Source organism: Streptomyces sp. NPDC059852 (genome assembly GCF_042731455.1).
GTDB lineage: Bacteria > Actinomycetota > Actinomycetes > Streptomycetales > Streptomycetaceae > Streptomyces.
In genome coordinates, this window is sequence record NZ_JBHWJK010000001.1 from 268,014 (window position 1) to 287,114 (window position 19,101).

15 protein-coding genes are annotated in these 19,101 nt (G+C 68.9%); 14 read left to right on the forward strand and 1 reads right to left on the reverse strand.

Annotated features, from left to right (window positions below; genetic code table 11):
- The first annotated feature begins 20 nt into the window (after positions 1-20).
- The 12 genes from ACFV46_RS01230 to ACFV46_RS01285 all read left to right on the forward strand — a co-directional run bounded on the left by ACFV46_RS01230 (position 21) and on the right by ACFV46_RS01285 (position 16,206).
- On the forward strand, positions 21-1,523 hold the full coding sequence (locus ACFV46_RS01230) for a bifunctional folylpolyglutamate synthase/dihydrofolate synthase (RefSeq protein WP_385496650.1): 1,503 nt from the start codon (positions 21-23) through the stop codon (positions 1,521-1,523).
- A 7-nt stretch (positions 1,524-1,530) separates the two neighbouring features.
- Positions 1,531-1,887, forward strand: a complete 357-nt coding sequence (locus ACFV46_RS01235; RefSeq protein WP_385496651.1) for a DUF4233 domain-containing protein — start codon at positions 1,531-1,533, stop codon at positions 1,885-1,887.
- Positions 1,888-1,952: 65 nt separating this feature from the next.
- Positions 1,953-2,366: a nucleoside-diphosphate kinase gene (gene ndk / locus ACFV46_RS01240; RefSeq protein WP_361923938.1), complete on the forward strand. Its 414-nt coding sequence runs from the start codon at positions 1,953-1,955 to the stop codon at positions 2,364-2,366.
- Between the two features lie 267 nt (positions 2,367-2,633).
- The gene (locus tag ACFV46_RS01245; protein WP_004001297.1) at positions 2,634-3,653 is read left to right on the forward strand and encodes a rod shape-determining protein; all 1,020 of its coding nucleotides are present in this window, start codon (positions 2,634-2,636) and stop codon (positions 3,651-3,653) included.
- 147 nt (positions 3,654-3,800) lie between these two features.
- Positions 3,801-4,823 (forward strand): rod shape-determining protein MreC, encoded by a 1,023-nt coding sequence (gene mreC, locus ACFV46_RS01250; protein WP_361923936.1) that lies wholly within the window; start codon positions 3,801-3,803, stop codon positions 4,821-4,823.
- Positions 4,824-4,836: 13 nt separating this feature from the next.
- A complete protein-coding gene (mreD, locus tag ACFV46_RS01255; RefSeq protein ID WP_361923934.1) occupies positions 4,837-5,508 on the forward strand; it encodes a rod shape-determining protein MreD in 672 nt (223 codons plus the stop codon).
- A 176-nt stretch (positions 5,509-5,684) separates the two neighbouring features.
- Positions 5,685-7,946 (forward strand): penicillin-binding protein 2, encoded by a 2,262-nt coding sequence (gene mrdA / locus ACFV46_RS01260; protein WP_361923932.1) that lies wholly within the window; start codon positions 5,685-5,687, stop codon positions 7,944-7,946.
- Positions 7,943-9,142 (forward strand): rod shape-determining protein RodA, encoded by a 1,200-nt coding sequence (gene rodA / locus ACFV46_RS01265; protein WP_361923930.1) that lies wholly within the window; start codon positions 7,943-7,945, stop codon positions 9,140-9,142. The genes mrdA and rodA overlap by 4 nt, the downstream gene beginning before the upstream one ends.
- Before the next feature lie 73 nt (positions 9,143-9,215).
- Positions 9,216-10,718: a CHAD domain-containing protein gene (locus ACFV46_RS01270; protein ID WP_385496654.1), complete on the forward strand. Its 1,503-nt coding sequence runs from the start codon at positions 9,216-9,218 to the stop codon at positions 10,716-10,718.
- A gap of 88 nt (positions 10,719-10,806) precedes the next feature.
- Complete coding sequence (locus ACFV46_RS01275) at positions 10,807-12,780, forward strand: TIGR03960 family B12-binding radical SAM protein (protein ID WP_385496655.1); 1,974 nt, start codon at positions 10,807-10,809, stop codon at positions 12,778-12,780.
- A gap of 257 nt (positions 12,781-13,037) precedes the next feature.
- Positions 13,038-15,665: an NACHT domain-containing protein gene (locus ACFV46_RS01280; protein WP_385496656.1), complete on the forward strand. Its 2,628-nt coding sequence runs from the start codon at positions 13,038-13,040 to the stop codon at positions 15,663-15,665.
- A 133-nt stretch (positions 15,666-15,798) separates the two neighbouring features.
- Positions 15,799-16,206: a hypothetical protein gene (locus tag ACFV46_RS01285; protein WP_385496657.1), complete on the forward strand. Its 408-nt coding sequence runs from the start codon at positions 15,799-15,801 to the stop codon at positions 16,204-16,206.
- Between the two features lie 4 nt (positions 16,207-16,210).
- Here the strand turns inward: ACFV46_RS01285 and ACFV46_RS01290 are convergent, their stop codons facing one another.
- Positions 16,211-16,783 carry a hypothetical protein gene (locus ACFV46_RS01290; protein ID WP_385496659.1) on the reverse strand — a complete coding sequence of 191 codons (573 nt, stop codon included), beginning with the start codon at positions 16,781-16,783 and terminating at the stop codon, positions 16,211-16,213.
- Positions 16,784-17,152: 369 nt separating this feature from the next.
- Here ACFV46_RS01290 and ACFV46_RS01295 point away from each other — a divergent pair, with 369 nt between their 5' ends.
- Both ACFV46_RS01295 and ACFV46_RS01300 read left to right on the forward strand, forming a co-directional pair.
- Entirely contained in the window at positions 17,153-18,175 is a 1,023-nt protein-coding gene (locus ACFV46_RS01295) for a hypothetical protein (protein ID WP_385496660.1), read from the forward strand.
- Positions 18,176-18,223: 48 nt separating this feature from the next.
- Positions 18,224-19,006 (forward strand): TIGR03936 family radical SAM-associated protein, encoded by a 783-nt coding sequence (locus ACFV46_RS01300; RefSeq protein WP_361923917.1) that lies wholly within the window; start codon positions 18,224-18,226, stop codon positions 19,004-19,006.
- The last annotated feature ends 95 nt before the right edge of the window (positions 19,007-19,101 follow it).

Here is a 19,101-nt window from a genome sequence, read left to right on the forward strand (position 1 = left end):
GGCCTCCGTAGACTGGCCCCGTGAGCGACCAGAACGAGCCCGACCCCCTGGACCTCTTCGACGAGATCATCGCGGAGGAGACCGACCGCGACCCCGACCTCGCCGTCATCGAGGCCGGCAGCCGCACCCTGCGTACCCAGGGCGGTCCTCAGCAGGCGGACGTGCCCGCCCGCCCCGAGGACCCCGAGGTCGACAAGGCCCTGCGCGAGGTCGAGGCGGAGCTGGCGACCCGCTGGGGCGAGACCAAGCTGGAGCCCTCGGTCGCCCGGATCGCCGCGCTCATGGACCTGCTGGGCGAGCCCCAGCGGTCGTACCCGTCGATCCACATCACCGGGACCAACGGCAAGACGTCGACCGCCCGCATGATCGAGGCCCTGCTCGGCGCCTTCGAGCTGCGCACGGGCCGCTACACCTCGCCGCACGTCCAGTCGATCACCGAGCGGATCAGCCTGGACGGCGCCCCGATCTCCGCCGAGCGCTTCATCGAGACGTACCAGGACATCAGGCCGTACATCGAGATGGTCGACTCTTCGCAGGAGTTCCGCCTGTCGTTCTTCGAGGTGCTCACGGGCATGGCGTACGCGGCCTTCGCGGACGCGCCCGTCGACGTCGCCGTCGTCGAGGTCGGCATGGGCGGCTCCTGGGACGCCACCAACGTCATCGACGCGGACGTCGCCGTCGTGACGCCGATCGACCTCGACCACACCGACCGGCTCGGCGACACCCCCGGCGAGATCGCGGGCGAGAAGGCCGGGATCGTCAAGCAGGACGCCACCGTGATCATGGCGCAGCAGCCGGTGGACGCCGCCCAGGTGCTGCTGAAGAAGGCCGTCGAGGTGGACGCCACGGTGGCCCGTGAGGGCCTGGAGTTCGGGGTCGTCGCCCGTCAGGTCGCCGTCGGCGGGCAGCTGGTCACCCTGCGCGGCCTGGGTGGCGAGTACCCCGAGGTCTACCTCCCGCTGCACGGCGCCCACCAGGCGCACAACGCCGCGGTCGCCCTCGCCGCCGTCGAGGCGTTCTTCGGGGTCGGCGCCGCCCGCGCCGAACCGCTGGACATCGACACCGTCCGCAAGGCGTTCGCCGCCGTCTCCTCCCCGGGCCGTATGGAGGTCGTCCGGCGCTCCCCGACCGTCGTGCTGGACGCCGCCCACAACCCGGCGGGCGCTCGCGTGACCGCCGAGGCGATCGGTGAGGCGTTCGACTTCAGCCGGCTGATCGGCGTGGTCGGCGCGAGCGGCGACAAGAACGTCCGGGGCCTGCTGGAGGCGTTCGAGCCGATCTTCGCCGAGGTCGTCGTCACCCAGAACACCTCGCACCGCGCCATGGACGCGGACGAGCTCGCGGCCATCGCCGTCGAGGTGTTCGGCGACGAGCGCGTCCAGGTCGAGCCGCGGCTGCCGGACGCCCTGGAGGCCGCGATCACGCTGGCCGAGGAGGAGGGCGAGTTCACCGGCGGCGGTGTCCTCGTCACCGGGTCCGTCATCACGGTCGGCGAAGCCCGGCTGCTGCTCGGGAAGGGCTGAGTCCGCCATGCGTACGCTCTGTTCGTCGACGCTGATCGGCGAGTTCTTCGTCATCGGCTTCGCCGGTCTGGTCGCCATGAAGGACCCGGACCTGTCCATGGCGACCGTGTGGACGGTCAGCGGCATCGCGATGTTCCTGTGCGTGCTGCTGTGCGGCCTGGTGACCCGGCCCGGCGGCGTGGCCCTCGGCTGGGCCCTGCAGATCGCGCTGATCGCGTCCGGCTTCATCGTGCCCATGATGTTCTTCCTGGGCGTCGTCTTCGCGGCGCTGTGGTGGGCCTCCGTGCACTACGGCCGCAAGGTCGACGAGGCGAAGGCGAGATTCGCCGCGCAGGCGGACTCCTCCACACCTGACGCTGCGTAACGGGCGCCCGGACACGCCCTGTAACCTCTTCCCACCGCACACCGGCAGTAAGAAGGAGCCCTCCCGTGACCCAGCGCACCCTCGTCCTGCTCAAGCCCGACGCCGTCCGGCGGGGCCTGACCGGCGAGATCATCAGCCGTATCGAGCGCAAGGCCGGCTGGCGGATCACGGCGCTGGAGCTGCGCACCCTGGACCAGGACACGCTGGAGCAGCACTACGGCGAGCACAAGGGCAAGCCCTTCTACGAGCCGCTGGTGGAGTTCATGGCGTCCGGCCCGGTCGTCGCCCTGATCGTCGAGGGCGAGCGGGTCATCGAGGGGCTGCGCCAGCTGGCGGGCCCGACCGACCCGATCGCCGCCGCGCCCGGTTCGATCCGCGGTGACTACGGCGTCATCGTGCGGGAGAACCTGATCCACGCCTCGGACTCCGAGGAGTCCGCCGAGCGCGAGGTGAAGATCTTCTTCCCCGGCCGAGCCTGATCCCTCCGGCCGCTCCCCAAGAGGGGCGGCCCCAGGTAATCTGCCGCCCGTGGCATATGCCGGGCGATCGAGGGAACGAGTGCCCCCGATGGCCCGTCTCCACAAGCGGGGCGCCTCGCCATCTGCTGACAATGGCGGAGACCCTCCCGCAGTGTTCGTGCAGGCGCGTCTACGATGGAAGCCTTCACGTCACAGCACCCACTTCGCCGACCTGAAAAGCCGTCAAACGCTGCCAGGAAGGCCAGACGAATCCTGATGGGGAACTCAATGTCGTTCATCGGCCGTGACATGGCTGTCGACCTCGGGACCGCCAACACGCTGGTGTACGTCAGGGGTCGCGGGATCGTACTCAACGAGCCGTCCGTCGTCGCGATCAACACCAACACCGGTGGCATCCTCGCGGTCGGCGCCGAGGCGAAGAAGATGATCGGGCGCACGCCGGGCAACATCGTCGCCGTGCGGCCGCTGAAGGACGGCGTGATCGCCGACTTCGAGATCACCGAGCGGATGCTCCGCTACTTCATCCTGAAGATCCACAAGCGGCGGTATCTGGCTCGTCCGCGGGTCGTCGTCTGTGTGCCCTCGGGCATCACGGGCGTCGAGCGCCGCGCCGTCATCGAGGCGTCGTCCCAGGCCGGCGCCCGTCAGGTGCACATCATCGAGGAGCCCATGGCCGCGGCCATCGGCTCCGGCCTGCCGGTCCACGAGGCCACGGGCAACATGGTGGTGGACATCGGCGGCGGCACCACGGAGGTCGCGGTCATCTCCCTCGGCGGCATCGTCACCGCCCAGTCCATCCGGGTCGCGGGCGACGAGCTGGACAACGCGATCATCCAGCACATCAAGAAGGAGTACTCCCTCCTGCTGGGTGAGCGCACGGCCGAACAGATCAAGATCACGATCGGCTCGGCGTACGACCTCGACTCCGACGAGCACACCGAAATCCGTGGCCGGGACCTCGTCTCCGGGCTGCCGAAGACCGTCGTCATCTCCGCGGCCGAAGTCCGCAAGGCCATCGAGGAACCGGTCAACGCCATCGTGGACGCGGTCAAGACGACCCTCGACAAGTGCCCGCCGGAGCTGTCCGGCGACATCATGGACCGAGGAATCGTTCTGACCGGCGGCGGCGCCCTGCTGCGCGGGCTCGACGAGCGGCTGCGCCGCGAGACGGGCATGCCGATCCACATCGCCGAGGACCCGCTGGACAGCGTGGCGCTCGGCTCCGGCAAGTGCGTCGAGGAGTTCGAGGCGCTGCAGCAGGTGCTCGACGCCCAGCCGCGCAGATGACGTGACTCTTTCGTTCCGCCGTACGAGATGATCTCCTCTCGTGCGGCGGATCGTCGATTCGGAGGCTTAAGCTCCCGCATATGCCTCCGCACAGCTGAACACCCCAACCCCCGCACATTCCAATGAGGAAGGGCACGGCCGCCGCACGTGAGGGACACACGAGAGAGCCGGCTGCTCCTGGTGCTGCTGGTCGCCATCGCGTTCGCACTGATCACGGTGGACATCCGCGGCGGTGAGGACTCCCCGGTCGACGGTGCCCGCCAGGCCGCCGCCGCGGCCTTCGGCCCGGTCGAGGACGGTGTGTCGGCCGCGGTGAACCCGGTCGGCAACGCTGTCTCCGCCATCCGGGACTCCGGTGAGCGTCACGACCGGCTCGCCCGGCTGGAGCAGGAGAACGCCGCCCTCAAGGCGAAGCTCGGCAGCGACGACCGCAGCCGCAGCCGCCTCAAGCAGCTCGACAAGATGCTCAAGGTCGCGGGCGAGGGCCAGTACGGCATCAAGGGAGCCCAGGTCATCGCGATAGGAGCGGCCCAGGGCTTCTCCTGGACCATCACCATCGACGCCGGCGCGAACGACGGCATCCAGCGCGACATGACCGTCCTGAACGGCGACGGACTGGTCGGCCGCGTCACCACCGTCGGCCCGAACACCGCGACGGTCCTGCTCGCCAACGACCCCGACTTCACCGTCGGCACCCGTATGGAGGCCAGCGACGAGCTCGGCTTCGCCTCCGGCCAGGGCGACCGCCCGCTGCGGGTCGAACTCCTCAACGGCAAGGCCGAGGTGAAGAAGGGCGACCGGCTCGTCACCTTCGGCTCGCAGGCCGACAAGCCGTTCGTCCCCGGCGTCCCGGTCGGAGTCGTCTCACGCGTCGACCCGTCCGGCGGCGGCCTGACCCGCACGCTGTACGTCACGCCCTACGTCGGCTTCTCCAAGCTCGACATCGTCGGCGTCGTCGTCCAGGCGCCGAAGAAGGACCCGCGCGACACGGTGCTGCCCGCCAAGCCGAAGCCGAAGCCCACGCCGACCGTCACGGTGACCGTGACGCCGGGCGCCGAGGTGCAGGACGGCGGAGGGCAGCAACAGCAGGGCGACGCCCAGGACCAGCCCCTGGCCGGGGGCCTTCGACCCCGCGCCGACGACCTGTACCAGTACGAGCAAGACCAGTAGGAGCTGAGCCCTCATGCGCGTCAACCGGATCCTGCTCTCCACCTCCCTGGTCGTCGTCGCCCTGGTCGTCCAGGTCAGCGTCCTCGCCCGGCTCCATCTGCCCGGCGCCGTACCGGATCTGCTGCTCCTGACCGTCCTCGGCCTCGCCCTCGTCTACGGCCATGTCGGCGGCGCCCTCGTCGGCTTCGGCGCGGGTCTGCTCGCCGACCTCGCCCCGCCCGCCGACCACGCCGCCGGCCGCTACGCGCTGGTGCTGTGCGTCATCGGCTATCTCGCTGGCCTGTTCAAACCGGACAACGGCAAGCTCAGGTCGGCCACCGGGCCCATGGTCGTCGTGGTCGCCGCCGCGGTCGGTACGACGCTGCTCTACGCGGGCGTCGGCGCGCTCGTCGGCGACACCGCCGCCCGCCATGTCGGCCTCGGCAGCCTGCTGTTCACGGCGGCCCTGTACGACCTGCTGCTCGCACCCTTCGTCGTTCCCGGGATCATGGCGCTCGCCCGGCGCGCGGACAACGACCCCCTCGCCGAGACCGGCAGCCAGGCGAAGAAGACCGACATCTCCTCCGGCTGGCTCTCCGGCGGCACCGGTCTGCGGATCGGCGGCCAGCGGGGCGGCCTGAAGGTCAGGACGGTCCGGGCGCGCACGGCACGCGCCGGGCGCATCAAGGGGGTCAAGCGCCTGTGAGGCCAGCGGAGTTCACCCGGACGGGTGAGCCGGGAGGGAACCCCGGCTCATCGACGGGACGTTCCACACTCGTACACGCACAGCCGTACGGGCGATCCGCACAGATGTCCGTCCCTGTGTCCTCGGACCGGCCCTCGCGCCACCGGCACACGCACTGAGAGGGGGAGGCAGCCGCAGTGAGCAACATTCCCGAGACCGGCCGGACGCCCCGCGTCCAGATCCGGCTCGTCGTCATCCAGATCCTCGTCCTCTCCCTCCTGGGCACCCTCGGCGGACGCCTGTGGTACCTCCAGATCCGCGAGGGAGAGGCCTACGCCAAGGAGGCGTCGGGCAACCACGTCCAGCAGGTCGTCCAGCCCGCCGTCCGCGGCTCCATCCTGGACGCCCGCGGCGTGCCCCTCGCGGACAACGAGACCCGGCTCGTGGTCTCCGCCTCCCGCACGGACCTGCTGAAGATGCCGGACGACGGCAAGGCCGTCCTCACCAAACTGGCCGCCGTGCTGGGCATGAAGCCCACCGAGGTCATGGAGAAGGTCCGGCTCTGCGACGCCAAGACCCCCCAGCCCTGCTGGAACGGCTCGCCGTACCAGCCCATCCCCATCACCGACGAGGCCACCCCGAAGCAGGCCCTCCAGATCCGGGAGCGCGCCGAGGACTTCCCCGGCATCACCGCCGAGCCGCAGGCCCTGCGCCGGTACCCGAGCCCCGGCGGGGCCAACACCGCTCAGGTCCTCGGCTACCTCTCCCCGGTCACCGACGAGGAGCTCCAGCAGGCCCAGGACACCGAGTCGCCGTACCTGCGCTCCGACCAGGTCGGCCGGTCCGGCCTGGAGCGGCAGTACGACAAGGCGCTGCGCGGCAAGGCCGGCGTCACCCGCTACGAGGTCGACAACCTCGGCCGGGTCATCGGCGAGGCCGAGGCCGACCCGGCGCAGCCCGGTGCCAACCTCGTCACCAGCATCGACGCCCGCGTCCAGCGGGTCGCCGAGTACGAGCTGAACGAGGCGATGAAGGAAGCCCGCAAGGAGTGGGACCGCAACACCAACGAGCCGTACAAGGCCGACTCGGGCGCGGTCGTCGTCATGGAGGCCAAGACCGGCCGCATCGTCGCGATGGCCTCGAACCCCACCTACGACCCCAACGCCTGGGTGGGCGGCATCTCCGCGAAGGACTACAAGAAGCTGACGGGCAAGTCCTCCAACTACCCGCTGCTCAACCGCGCGATCCAGGGCCAGTCGGCGCCCGGCTCGATCTTCAAGGTCATCCCGACCGCCGCCGCGGTCAACGCCGGCTACTCCTTCGACGGCCCCTACGAATGCTCCAGCTCGTACTCCATCGGCGGCCAGGTCTTCAAGAACTTCGAGTCCAAGGGCTACGGCGGCATCAGCCTCGGCCGTGCCCTGGAGGTCTCCTGCGACACCGTCTTCTACCGCCTCTCCCACCAGGAGTGGCAGCGCGACGGCGGCAACAAGCCCAAGAAGAACGCCAAGGACTGGTTCTACAAGACGGCCCACCAGTTCGGCCTGGGTTCCGAGACCGGTATCGACCTGCCCAACGAGGTCACCGGGCGCGTCCCCGACCGCAAGTGGAAGCAGGACTACTGGAAGGCCAACAAGGACGCCTGGTGCAAGTACGGCAAGAAGGGCGGCTCCTACGCCGAGCAGATCGCCTACGAGAACTGCCTCGAAGGCAACCGGCTGCGCGCGGGTGACTCCGTCAACTACTCCATCGGCCAGGGCGACACCCTCGTCACCCCCATCCAGATGGCCACGATCTACGCGGCCATCTCCAACGGCGGCACGCTCTACGACCCGACCGTCGGCAAGGCCGTCGTCAGCCCCGACGGGAAGAGCGTCGAGGAGATCAAGCCCACGTCGCACGGCAAGCTGCCGATAAGCCGTAAGACGCTCGCCCGGATGGACGACGCCCTCGCCGGTGTCGCCACCCGTGGTACCGCCGCCTGGCGGTTCGCCGACGTCGGCTGGCCCCAGGACAAGATCCCGATGCACGCCAAGACCGGTACCGCCGAGGTCTACGGCAAGCAGACCACCTCCTGGTTCGCGACGTACACCAAGGACTACTCGGTCGTCATGACCATCTCCCAGGGTGGTACGGGTTCCGGCGCCTCCGGCCCGGCCGTGCGCAACATCTACGACGCCCTGTACGGCGTCTCCGACGACGGCACGATCAACAAGAAGAACGCGCTGCTGCCCACCCCGCAGAAGAAGCTGCCGAAGGTCCGCACCGACGGCACCATCACCTCGCCGAAGGTCTCCAAGGACCCGGCGAAGGAGCAGCGCGCCACCCAGAAGAACGAGGCGGACCCGGACCCCCAGCAGCTCGCCGGGACCGTGTCGACGCAGTCGCCCGAGAACCGGGACACCCGACGACGAGGGCGCAGAAGCCGTAGGCGCGGAAGCCGGAGGATGCTCACATGACCGGCGCCAACAGCTTCCAGGTCTCCGGGTACGGGCCGCAGCGGGCGGGCTGGTCCCGCCTGCTCGCCCGGGACTCGCTCGCCCGCCGGCTGGACTGGCCGATACTGCTCGCCGGTGTCGCCCTGTCCATGTTCGGTGCCGTGCTGGTCTACTCGGCGACCCGCAACCGCACCGAGCTCAACCAGGGCGACCCGTACTACTTCCTGATCCGGCACGTGCTGAACACCGGGATCGGGCTGGCGCTCATGGTCGGGACGGTATGGCTGGGCCACCGCGCCCTGCGCACGGCCGTGCCCATCCTCTACGGCCTGTCCGTCTTCCTGATCCTGCTGGTGCTCACCCCGCTCGGCTCCACGATCAACGGCGCCCACTCCTGGATCAAGCTCCCCGGCGGCTTCTCGCTCCAGCCCTCGGAGTTCGTGAAGGTCACGATCATCCTGGGTATGGCGATGCTGCTGGCCGCGCGCGTCGACGCGGGCGACAAGCAGTACCCGGACCACCGGACGGTGGTGCAGGCCCTCGGTCTGGCCGCCGTGCCCATGCTGATCGTGATGCTCATGCCCGACCTCGGCTCCGTCATGGTCATGGTGGTGATCGTGCTCGGGGTGCTCCTGGCCTCCGGCGCCTCCAACCGCTGGGTGTTCGGGCTGATCGGCGCGGGCACCGCGGGCGCCATCGCCGTATGGCAGCTCGGCGTCCTGGACGACTACCAGATCGCCCGCTTCGCCGCCTTCGCCAACCCCGAGCTCGACCCGGCCGGCGTCGGCTACAACACCAACCAGGCGCGGATCGCGATCGGTTCCGGCGGGCTGACCGGCTCCGGGCTGTTCCACGGCTCGCAGACCACCGGCCAGTTCGTCCCGGAGCAGCAGACCGACTTCGTCTTCACGGTGGCGGGGGAGGAGCTCGGCTTCGTCGGCGGCGGACTGATCATCCTGCTCCTCGGGGTCATCCTCTGGCGGGCCTGCCGTATCGCCCGCGAGACCACCGAGCTGTACGGGACGATCGTCGCGGCCGGCATCGTGGCCTGGTTCGCGTTCCAGGCGTTCGAGAACGTCGGGATGACCCTCGGGATCATGCCGGTCACCGGTCTGCCGCTGCCGTTCGTGTCCTACGGAGGATCGTCGATGTTCGCCGTCTGGGTGGCGGTGGGACTGCTCCAGTCCATCCGGGTGCAACGCCCGATGTCGGCCTGAGCCGCCCGCACGCCGGGCGGCTCAGGGCAGGCAGAAGCTGTCGCCTCCCGCTGAGTCCGATTACATTCGGTTCATGGCGGACACCAAGCGCGAGATCGAGCGGAAGTACGAGTCCGACGGCGGCGGCCTGCCCGACCTGACCGGTGTCGCAGGCGTCGCGGCCGTGATCGAGAAGGGGGTCGCGCATCTGGACGCCACCTACTACGACACCACCGACGAGCGCCTCGCCGGAGCGGCGGTCACCCTCCGTCGCAGAACCGGCGGCTCCGACGCCGGCTGGCATCTGAAGTTCCCCGTCGCCCCCGGAGTGCGGGACGAGATCCAGGCCCCGCTCTCCGACACCCTTCCCGCCGAACTGGCCGCCCTGGTCCGCTCACGCGTCCGCCACGCCGAGCTGGTCCCCGTGATCCGGCTTCGCTCCGACCGCGACGCCCGCGACCTCGTGGACGCCGACGGGCGTGTCCTCGCCGAGCTCAGCGTGGACACCGTCCGGGCCGAGCGGCTCATCGGAGGGGGCGGCCGGACCGGATGGACCGAGATCGAGGTGGAACTGGCGGACGACGTCGACCCGGCTCTCCTGGACAAGATCGAGAAATGGCTGCGCAAGGCGGGCGTACGGCCGTCGGCGTCCCCGTCGAAGCTCGCCCGGGCCCTCGCCGAGACCGCGCCGAAGAAGCTCGCCCACGCGTCCGCGGAGCGGTCGCAGACCGCGGGCGACCACGTCCTCGCGTATCTGCGCACCCAGCGCGACACGATCGTCGCCCTCGACCCGGCGGTGCGCCAGGACGCCGAGGACTCCGTGCACAGCATGCGCGTCGCCACCCGCCGCACCCGCAGCGCCTTCAAGTCCTTCGGCAAGGTCCTGGACCGGACCGTCACCGACCCGATCACCGACGAGCTGAAATGGCTGGCCGGCGAGCTGGGCGTGGACCGGGACCGGGAGGTCCTGGACGCACGCCTCTCCGCGTCCCTCGCCGAGGTGCCTCCCGCCCTGGTCGCCGGGCCCGTCGCCGAGCGGCTGAGCACCTGGGCCGGGGACCGGCCGGGCAGCACCGGCGCCCGCCTCATCGGCGTCCTCGACTCCCACCGCTATCTGGCGCTGCTCGACGCCCTCGACGGGGTCCTCGCCGATCCGCCGCTGCTGCAGGCCGCCGGGAAGAAGCCGGCCAAGGTGCTCGCCAAGGCCGTACGCAAGGACTTCGGCAAGGTGGCCGCGCTCGTGCGGCAGGCGCTGGAGCTGGAGGCCGGCACCGAGCGCGACGTCGCCATCCACGAGGCCCGCAAGAAGACCAAGCGCACCCGGTACGCGGCGGAGGCGGCCGTACCGGCCCTCGACGGCCCGGCCAAGGACCTGGTGAAGTCCCTGAAGGCCCTGCAGAACCTGCTGGGCGAGCACCAGGACAGCGTCATGGCCCGCAGGACCCTGAGCGAGCTGGCCGCACTGGCCCACGCCGCGGGCGACAGCGCCTTCACCTTCGGACTGCTGTACGGGCGGGAGGAGCAGCGGGCGGCCGCCGTGGAGGCCGAGCTGCCCGGGTTCTGGGCCGGGATCGAGCACCGGGCGGACGCCCTGTGACCCTCGGGGCGTGCTGGGGGCGTCCGGGTCCGCGTTAGGCTAGATGGTCACCCCTGTCAGTTCAGTCCAGCTCACGAAGGTTCGCGAGATGTCTGCCGAAACCGCTGCGGCCGCCGAGTCCGTGTTCCCGCAGCTCGAAGCTCTGCTCCCGCATGTGCAGAAGCCGATTCAGTACGTCGGCGGAGAACTCAACTCCACGGTCAAGCCGTGGGAGTCCTGCGACGTCCGCTGGGCGCTCATGTACCCCGACGCCTACGAGGTCGGGCTGCCCAACCAGGGCGTCATGATCCTCTACGAGGTCCTGAACGAGCAGGAGGGCGTCCTCGCCGAGCGCACCTACAGCGTGTGGCCGGACCTGGAGGCCCTGATGCGGGAGCACCGGGTCCCGCAGTTCACGGTGGACAGCCACCGCCCGGTGAAGGCGTTCGACGTGTTCGGCCTGTCCTTCTCCACCGAGCTCGGCTACACGAACATGCTGGCCGCCCTGGACCTCGCGGGCATCCCGCTGGAGTCCAAGGACCGCACGATCGACGACCCGATCGTCCTGGCCGGCGGGCACGCCGCGTTCAACCCCGAGCCGATCGCCGACTTCATCGACGCCGCCGTCATCGGCGACGGCGAGCAGGCCGTGCTGGACATGACCCGGATCATCCGGGAGTGGAAGGCGCAGGGCCGGCCCGGTGGCCGCGAGGAGGTCCTGTTCCGTCTCGCGAGGACCGGCGGGGTCTACATCCCGGCGTTCTACGACGTCGAGTACCTGCCCGACGGCCGGATCGCCCGCGTGGTCCCCAACCGGTCGGGTGTCCCGTGGCGTGTGTCCAAGCACACGGTCATGGACCTCGACGAGTGGCCCTACCCGAAGCAGCCCCTCGTCCCGCTGGCCGAGACGGTCCACGAGCGCATGTCCGTGGAGATCTTCCGCGGCTGCACCCGCGGCTGCCGCTTCTGCCAGGCCGGCATGATCACCCGCCCGGTCCGCGAGCGCTCGATCACCGGCATCGGCGACATGGTCGAGAAGGGTCTGAAGGCGACCGGCTTCGAAGAGGTGGGCCTGCTGTCCTTGTCGTCGGCGGACCACTCGGAGATCGGCGACATCGCGAAGGGTCTGGCGGACCGGTACGAGGAAGACAAGATCGGCCTCTCCCTCCCCTCCACCCGCGTGGACGCCTTCAACGTCGACCTGGCGAACGAGCTGACCCGCAACGGCCGCCGCTCCGGTCTCACCTTCGCCCCCGAGGGCGGCTCCGAGCGCATGCGCAAGGTCATCAACAAGATGGTCTCGGAGGACGACCTGATCCGCACGGTCGCCACCGCGTACGGCAACGGCTGGCGCCAGGTGAAGCTGTACTTCATGTGCGGCCTGCCGACGGAGACGGACGAGGACGTCCTGCAGATCGCGGACATGGCGACCAAGGTGATCGCGAAGGGCCGCGAGGTCTCGCGCTCGAACGACATCCGCTGCACGGTCTCGATCGGCGGCTTCGTCCCCAAGCCCCACACCCCGTTCCAGTGGGCCCCGCAGCTCTCGGCGGAGGAGACGGACGCCCGCCTGGAGAAGCTCCGGGACAAGATCCGCGGCGACAAGAAGTACGGCCGCTCCATCGGCTTCCGCTACCACGACGGCAAGCCCGGCATCGTCGAGGGCCTGCTCTCCCGCGGCGACCGCCGCATCGGCGCCGTCATCCGCGCGGTCTACGACGACGGCGGCCGTTTCGACGGCTGGCGCGAGCACTTCTCCTACGACCGCTGGATGGCCTGCGCCGACAAGGCGCTGGCCCCCTACGGCGTGGACGTCGACTGGTACACGACCCGCGAGCGCACGTACGAGGAGGTCCTCCCCTGGGACCACCTGGACTCCGGCCTCGACAAGGACTGGCTCTGGGAGGACTGGCAGGACGCCCTCGACGAGACGGAGGTCGAGGACTGCCGCTGGACCCCGTGCTTCGACTGCGGCGTGTGCCCGCAGATGGACACCCACATCCAGATCGGCCCGACGGGCAAGAAGCTGCTGCCGCTGACGGTGAAGAACGCGGCACCGGCGTCTGGCGGTCACTCTCACTGAGGTGGGCGAGGCGCTCGATGGGGCCTTGCTGACCTCGTAGGCTGATCGTGAGCCCCCTCTCACAGCAGAGGGGGCTCTCTTGTGTCTGTCTCATGCGGGCGGGCAGCCACGTCAAGGCCCAACTGCCTCGGGTGAAGAACGATCTTCGACGGACTCAAAACGGTAGGTTTCTGCTCCCGGGGCGAGATGCTTTCACTTTGGCCCCAGTCGTGCCTTCAACGGCCATGGCCCGCCTCGCAGTTCTATGCTGAGGCATCATGGAACCGGTGAGCATTGGGGCTCGACTCGCGTCGAGCGTCGTTGTCCCGTTGGTGAAGAAGCTGTTCGTGGCGGACGGGCCCGGTGCAGGTCTGGTGGACCGCCCTGTACGCGTCTCACAACTAGTTTCATTCCGCGGAGAGAAACGGACTCTCTCGGACTCTGATCTTCACAAGGTCGCAGAAGAGTTGGTGGAGCGCGCAGCGCAGTCGACCGGAGTGTCGGAGCGCCTCGCTAGTTACGAGCAACGTGCGGTGGTGAACGCGGTCACACACTCGCTCAGTTCCTTGGGTCATATCGACATGGACGACGTCCAAGCGGTCCGGCTCGGCCACCTGGAACTGTCTCGACTTCTGCGGTCGAGAAATCAGGCAGCCACACTTGGTCTCTCGAGTGATGCAGTTCTCCTGCACGCGAGTGTCATGGATACGGCCTGCTTGCACATCCTGCACTTCTTCACTACGAGATCGACGTTCGTGCCGCGCACATTGGTTGAGCAAAGTCGCAGGATCGAAGAGCTTTCTTCCAAACTCGACGTCCTTATCCTGCGGAGCCCCTCTCCTGCGGACGGCGGTTTTGAGAAGAGGTATGCGCGGTACATATCCCAAAAGCATGGCAAGCTGACCATCTTCGGCATTGATCTGTCCGAATCTTCGACTTCATGGCCTCTCGACGCGGCTTATTTGAGTTTACAAGCGACCGAGACCACAGTTGGTGAGGTCCCACTGGTCCTCCCCGCCGAAAAAGTCCTTGCCGGGCGGGATCGCGTGCTGTTGCGAGGAGTGGCAGGTTCCGGGAAGACCACGCTCGTGCAGTGGCTGGCGGTCAGCGCCGTTCGTAACGACCTTGATGAGCGGCTCCCTTACCTGTACGGCCTGGTGCCGTTCGTACTGCCTCTGCGGTCCCTGACCCGAAACGGGGCCAGGCTGCCGGCCCCCGACGAGTTCCTTGCCGCCGTAGGCTGCCCGATCGCCCATGCCCAGCCCACTGGCTGGTACGACCGCGTTCTCACTGCCGGGCGTGGGTTGATTCTGGTCGACGGAATCGACGAGATGCCCGAGGAGGAACGCGAGGAAGCCCGTGGCTGGTTGAAGGACCTCATCGATGCCTACCCCAGGAATCATTGGCTTGTGACTTCACGTCCATCGGCCGTGCGAGAACACTGGCTGGCAGAAGCTGGATTCTCGGAACTGGATCTTTCGCCCATGAGCCGCGACGATATCGCCGCGTTCATCGAACGATGGCACAGAGCTGCCGGAAGCGCGGATGCCTACGGCAAGGAATTGCTCTATGCGATACGGGCCAAGCAGGAACTTGCCCGACTCGCCACCAATCCGCTCATGTGCGCACTGATCTGTGCGCTGCATCGTGACCGTAGAGGGTACCTTCCCGATGGGCGCAAGGAGCTCTACGACGCGGCTCTGTCCATGCTGCTGTCCCGACGGGACCGGGAGCGCGGTGTCTACAAAGTGGGCGACATGCGTATCGGCGAAACCCACCAGGTTCAGCTGATCCAGAAGTTGGCCTACTGGTTGATCCGCAACGGTCGTTCGGAGATGGATAAACGTGATGTGCTGGACCTGCTGTCTCAAGCGCTGACGGCTATGCCGCGTGTTCTGGAGCAGGGCACGGTGAAGCAGGTCTACCAACATCTTCTGGTTCGAAGTGGCCTGCTTATAGAGCCTATCGCAGGTACTATGCAGTTCATTCACAGGACATTTCAGGACTACCTTGGAGCGAGAGCGGCCGTAGAGAGCCTCGATTTCGACTTCCTGGGGGGTAACGCCCACCTCGACCAGTGGGAGGATGTCGTCCGCATGGCTGTGGCTCACGCGCGCCCGGCAGAACGTACCCGCTTGCTCACCAGTCTCGTTGAGCGGGGCGACTCCTCCCCGGATATTCGGCACCGACTGCATCTGCTGGCTGCGGTGTGTTTGGATGACGCGACAGAGCTTGATCCTCTGGTGCGAAGCGAGGTTCAGCGACGTGCCGAGGAACTCATCCCTCCTCGTACCCTCGCTCAGGCTCGCGGGCTCGCAGATGTCGGCCCGGTGGTACTCGAACTACTGCAAGGTCCGGAAGGTATTACGTCGGACGAAGCCTACTTCACTGTGCTGACCGCGGTTCGTGTCGGGACTGATGCGGCTATTTCCGTATTGGCTCGTTTCCGGGCCGTGAATGACTTACGGGTACGTGCTGAACTAGCCCTGGCCTGGAGTCGATTCGACACTGACAGCTACGCGGAAGAAGTCATCGCCCATTTACGGGAGGATGACTTGTACTTTGCGGTTTCGAGCACTCGTGAACTCAAGGCCCTGCGGAGACTCGGCGGAAGATCACTGCTGAGGATAGTGTCACCCATTAGTCCTGAGGACATCAGGCGCTATTGTGTGGCTGATCGCCTCTTAGAGCTGTGCATCGCGGCAGATCTGCGGTGTTCATGGGAGTGGCTCGGCCACTTCCCCCGCCTTAGGCGGTTGACATGGGAGACTTCTCCGCCCGACATCGATGTGACTTCGTTGCGGCAGGTCTTTTCCCTCCGCACTCTTCAATTACCGCCCGGCACGAGGGTGGTTGGAGCAGAACGGTTGTCTCCCGGCCTGGACATCATGATCGGTCCGGGTTGAACAGCTCGCCGAGTCGAGGAGCACGGTGCTGATGGCCTGTCATGCCGGGGAGGGATTGCCGGCCTGTGGGTAGGGCCGCGAGCGGGGAGGCCGTGCTCTGGATCTTCGGGGTGCGGGCTGTTTGGATGCGGGTGTGTCGAGTGTCCTGCCGTTCGTGATGTGTGCCCTCTTCGGGGCCTTGGTGGCCGTCTTGTATCTCAACGAGCGGCAGGGGCGGCTCGCCGCCCGGTTTCTCGATGGGCGGCGCGTCGCGATTCCCTGCCGGATCAGTCCGGCGGGATCCGATCGGTGGGTGCGTGGGACCTTCGTGATCGCGTCGGAGGGCTGGTCGTGGGAGCGGCCTCCGTCGCACACCCACGGGCCGGGACTGCCGTCCGATGCGCGGATCGTGCGGGTGCGCAGGCCCGAGGGGCGGGAGCGGAACCGGCTGCACCACCGGGTGCTGGTGGTGGAGTGCGCTTCCGGTGAGGGGGAGTTCCGGTTGGCCCTGGTGCCGGGGCAGGTGGAGCACGTGGTGATGGTGCTCGCTCCCGCCGGGTGAGGGGTCAGGCGGTCGTCGGTTCTGGGAAGCCCAGGGTGTCCAGCAGGGTGCTGAACAAATCCTCGGCGAAGGGCTCTTGGGAGCGCAGTACCTTCTCGACGGTGGCGCGCTCGGCCGGGGGGTGGGCGCCGGCAGCTGCGGCCCAGGCGAGGGCGCCCTCGGCGTCCTCCGGGACGGCCTCGTCGAGTTCGGCGCGCTTGCGGCGCACGGCCTCGTGGAACGCCGGGGTGTAGAGCCAGGTGATCGGGTCGTCCACGTCGTCGGGCTCCTCCACGAGCAGCCGGGCCACCGCGTCCAGGTTCAGCCACGCCTGCCAGCGGCGGCCCGTGGTGTCCAGCCCGGTGACCAGGGCCAGGTCGCTGTCGGAGACGTCCGCGACACAGGCGGGGGAGCCGGTCCAGTCGACGAGGGCCGGGAGCCGTTCCACGTTCCAGGTGCCCTGCCGGAGCTGGACCGTCTGCCAGCCGCCGGGGCGCCGCTCCTCCAGGCCGGCGGCCTCCTCGGCGCCGTCGAACACCGGGCTCTCCCGCAGCGGACGGCCGCTGCGCGCGAAGATCAGATGCCCAGAAAATCCCATGGGTCCCCCTCCCACTCGTTGCGCGCACCCTACCGACCGGCACTGACAGCGCGGCCTCGCCATCGCCTGAGTGGGAGGGCGTGTACATGTCGGTGAACCAGCCGCCCGCGGGTGGTCCTCGGTGGGGTCCGCGCGGCAGTGGTCAGCCGCCCCGACCGCCGCAGAAGAAGCGCCGTATCCGAGGCGGTCTGTGGGGGTGTGCGGTGCCGGTCGGACCGCCAGGGGTGAGGCGCCGACCACCCTGAGGACCGCTCAGGGCGTCAAGCTGAACATCACCGGCTTCAACCGGACCGCCTCCTCTTGACGCACTGAGCCAGATCCTTCCCGTCCGAGTGCATCCGTACAGGTCGGCGTCGCGTCTACGCCGGTATGGATCTGGAGAAGGCGCCGCCGCGCCGGGAGCCGGAAGGGTGCCTGGTGGTCGCGATCCGCATACCCGTGCGCATCGTCGTGCTGCTGCTCGTCGTACCGGTGCGGATGGTGTGGGACGCGCTCGTCGTCGCCGCGCGCTTCCTGTGGGACGTCGTGCTGCGTCCGCTGGGGCGGGCGCTGTTCGTGTGGCCGTTCGTCGCGCTGTGGCGGTACCTCCTCGCGCCCGTCGGCCGAGGGCTCGGCCGGCTGGGGAACGTGCTGTTCGTCGTTCCCCTGGTCTGGCTGTACCGGTACGTGCTCACCCCGCTCGGCCATGGCATCGCGGCCGCTTCGACGTGGCTCTACGCGCGCGTGCTCGCGCCGGTCGGACGGGCGGTCATGTGGGTGCTGCGGGGGATCGGCGCGGTCCTCGCGGCGCTGGGCCGGCTGGGGCGGTACCTCCTCGTCGTCCCCGCCGTGTGGCTGTACACGTGGATCCTCGCTCCCGTGGGACGCGCGATCGCCTGGACCGTGCGGATCGTCGTCACCGGCGTCGGGCTCGGCCTCTACTGGACCCTCCGTGTGCTGTTCGTGCTGCCCGCCGTGGGGCTGTACCGCTGGGTGCTGGCTCCCGTCGGACGCGTCCTCGCCGTCATCGGCAGGGAGGTGGGGGAGGCGATCGGGCACGCCTGGCGGGTCGCGGGGCGCATCTCGCGCGCCGTCGGGCGCTTCCTCGGGACCCTCCTGCGGTGGATCTTCGTGGAGCCGGTGCGCTGGGTGTACCGGACCGTCCTCACCCCGGTCGGACACGTCGTACGGGACCTGGTGCTGCGGCCTGCCGCCCAGGCGGCGCGCGCCGTCGGGCGGGCGACCAGGCAGGCCCTGGCGTCCGTCCGGGAGTCCGCCCGGCAGGCGCGCGCCGACATCCGCCGGATGCTGTTCGGACAGCCCGAACAGCGCGAGAAGGTGGCCCGCCGGGAACCTCCGGCCCGCGAGACACGTACTCTTGGTAGCAGTACGACCGCTCTCACGAAGGACTGAACGACACTGGGCAAGCGACAGCCCGAAGGCCCGCCGCCCGCACCCGCGGTGCAGCGCATCCGACTGCGTTACACCAAGCGCGGCCGCCTCCGGTTCACCAGCCACCGTGACTTCCAGCGCGCCTTCGAGCGTGCGCTGCGCCGCGCCGACGTGCCCATGGCGTACTCGGCGGGGTTCACGCCGCATCCGAAGGTGTCGTACGCCAATGCCGCACCCACCGGCACGGGCAGTGAGGCGGAGTATCTGGAGATCGCGCTCACCGAGGCGCGGGATCCGCAGCAGCTCAGGGCGCTGCTCGACGAGTCGCTGCCCGCCGGGCTCGATGTCGTGGACGCGGTGGAGGCCCGGACCTCCGGGCTCGCCGACCGTCTCACGGCGTCCGTCTGGGAGCTGCGTCTCGACGGGGTGGAGCCGGCCGACGCCGCGCGAGCGGTCGCCGCGTTCCAGGCCGCCGAGACCGTCGAGGTCCAGCGCATGACCAAGAACGGCGTACGCACTTTCGACGCCCGTCCCGCGGTCGCCCATCTCGAGAGCGTCCAGAATCCGGGAACACACAGTTCGCAGGCTGATAGGCCGACGGACCGGCCCTGTGCGATACTGCGGCTGGTTGTTCGGCACGTGACGCCTGCCGTACGACCCGACGACGTCCTGTCCGGTCTCCGCGCCGTGGCCGACCTGGCGCCGCCGGTCCCCGCAGCGGTGACCAGGCTGGCGCAGGGGCTGCTCGATGAAGAGACCGGCACGGTGACCGACCCGCTCGCGCCCGACCGCGAGGCAGCGACGGCCCCAACCGAGGCCGGGACCGCTGCCGCCGCGACGGCGCCGGCGTAAGGAAGTTCCGCGTAGGGACGGACGTCGAAGCGCCGCCCTCGTACTCGGGAGCCACCTGGGTCGGGCAGCGCACCGACCAGAAGACTTTCGCCAGG

Excerpts from the sequence above, each read along its gene's own strand:
- ACFV46_RS01280 (WP_385496656.1), top strand. The coding sequence starts at position 13,038 with ATGGAACCGGTGAGCATTGGGGCTCGACTCGCGTCGAGCGTCGTTGTC.
- ACFV46_RS01275 (WP_385496655.1), top strand. The coding sequence starts at position 10,807 with ATGTCTGCCGAAACCGCTGCGGCCGCCGAGTCCGTGTTCCCGCAGCTC.
- ACFV46_RS01235 (WP_385496651.1), top strand. The coding sequence starts at position 1,531 with ATGCGTACGCTCTGTTCGTCGACGCTGATCGGCGAGTTCTTCGTCATC.
- rodA (WP_361923930.1), top strand. The coding sequence starts at position 7,943 with ATGACCGGCGCCAACAGCTTCCAGGTCTCCGGGTACGGGCCGCAGCGG.
- ACFV46_RS01290 (WP_385496659.1), bottom strand. The coding sequence starts at position 16,783 with ATGGGATTTTCTGGGCATCTGATCTTCGCGCGCAGCGGCCGTCCGCTG.
- ACFV46_RS01270 (WP_385496654.1), top strand. The coding sequence starts at position 9,216 with ATGGCGGACACCAAGCGCGAGATCGAGCGGAAGTACGAGTCCGACGGC.
- ACFV46_RS01295 (WP_385496660.1), top strand. The coding sequence starts at position 17,153 with ATGGATCTGGAGAAGGCGCCGCCGCGCCGGGAGCCGGAAGGGTGCCTG.
- mreD (WP_361923934.1), top strand. The coding sequence starts at position 4,837 with ATGCGCGTCAACCGGATCCTGCTCTCCACCTCCCTGGTCGTCGTCGCC.
- ACFV46_RS01245 (WP_004001297.1), top strand. The coding sequence starts at position 2,634 with ATGTCGTTCATCGGCCGTGACATGGCTGTCGACCTCGGGACCGCCAAC.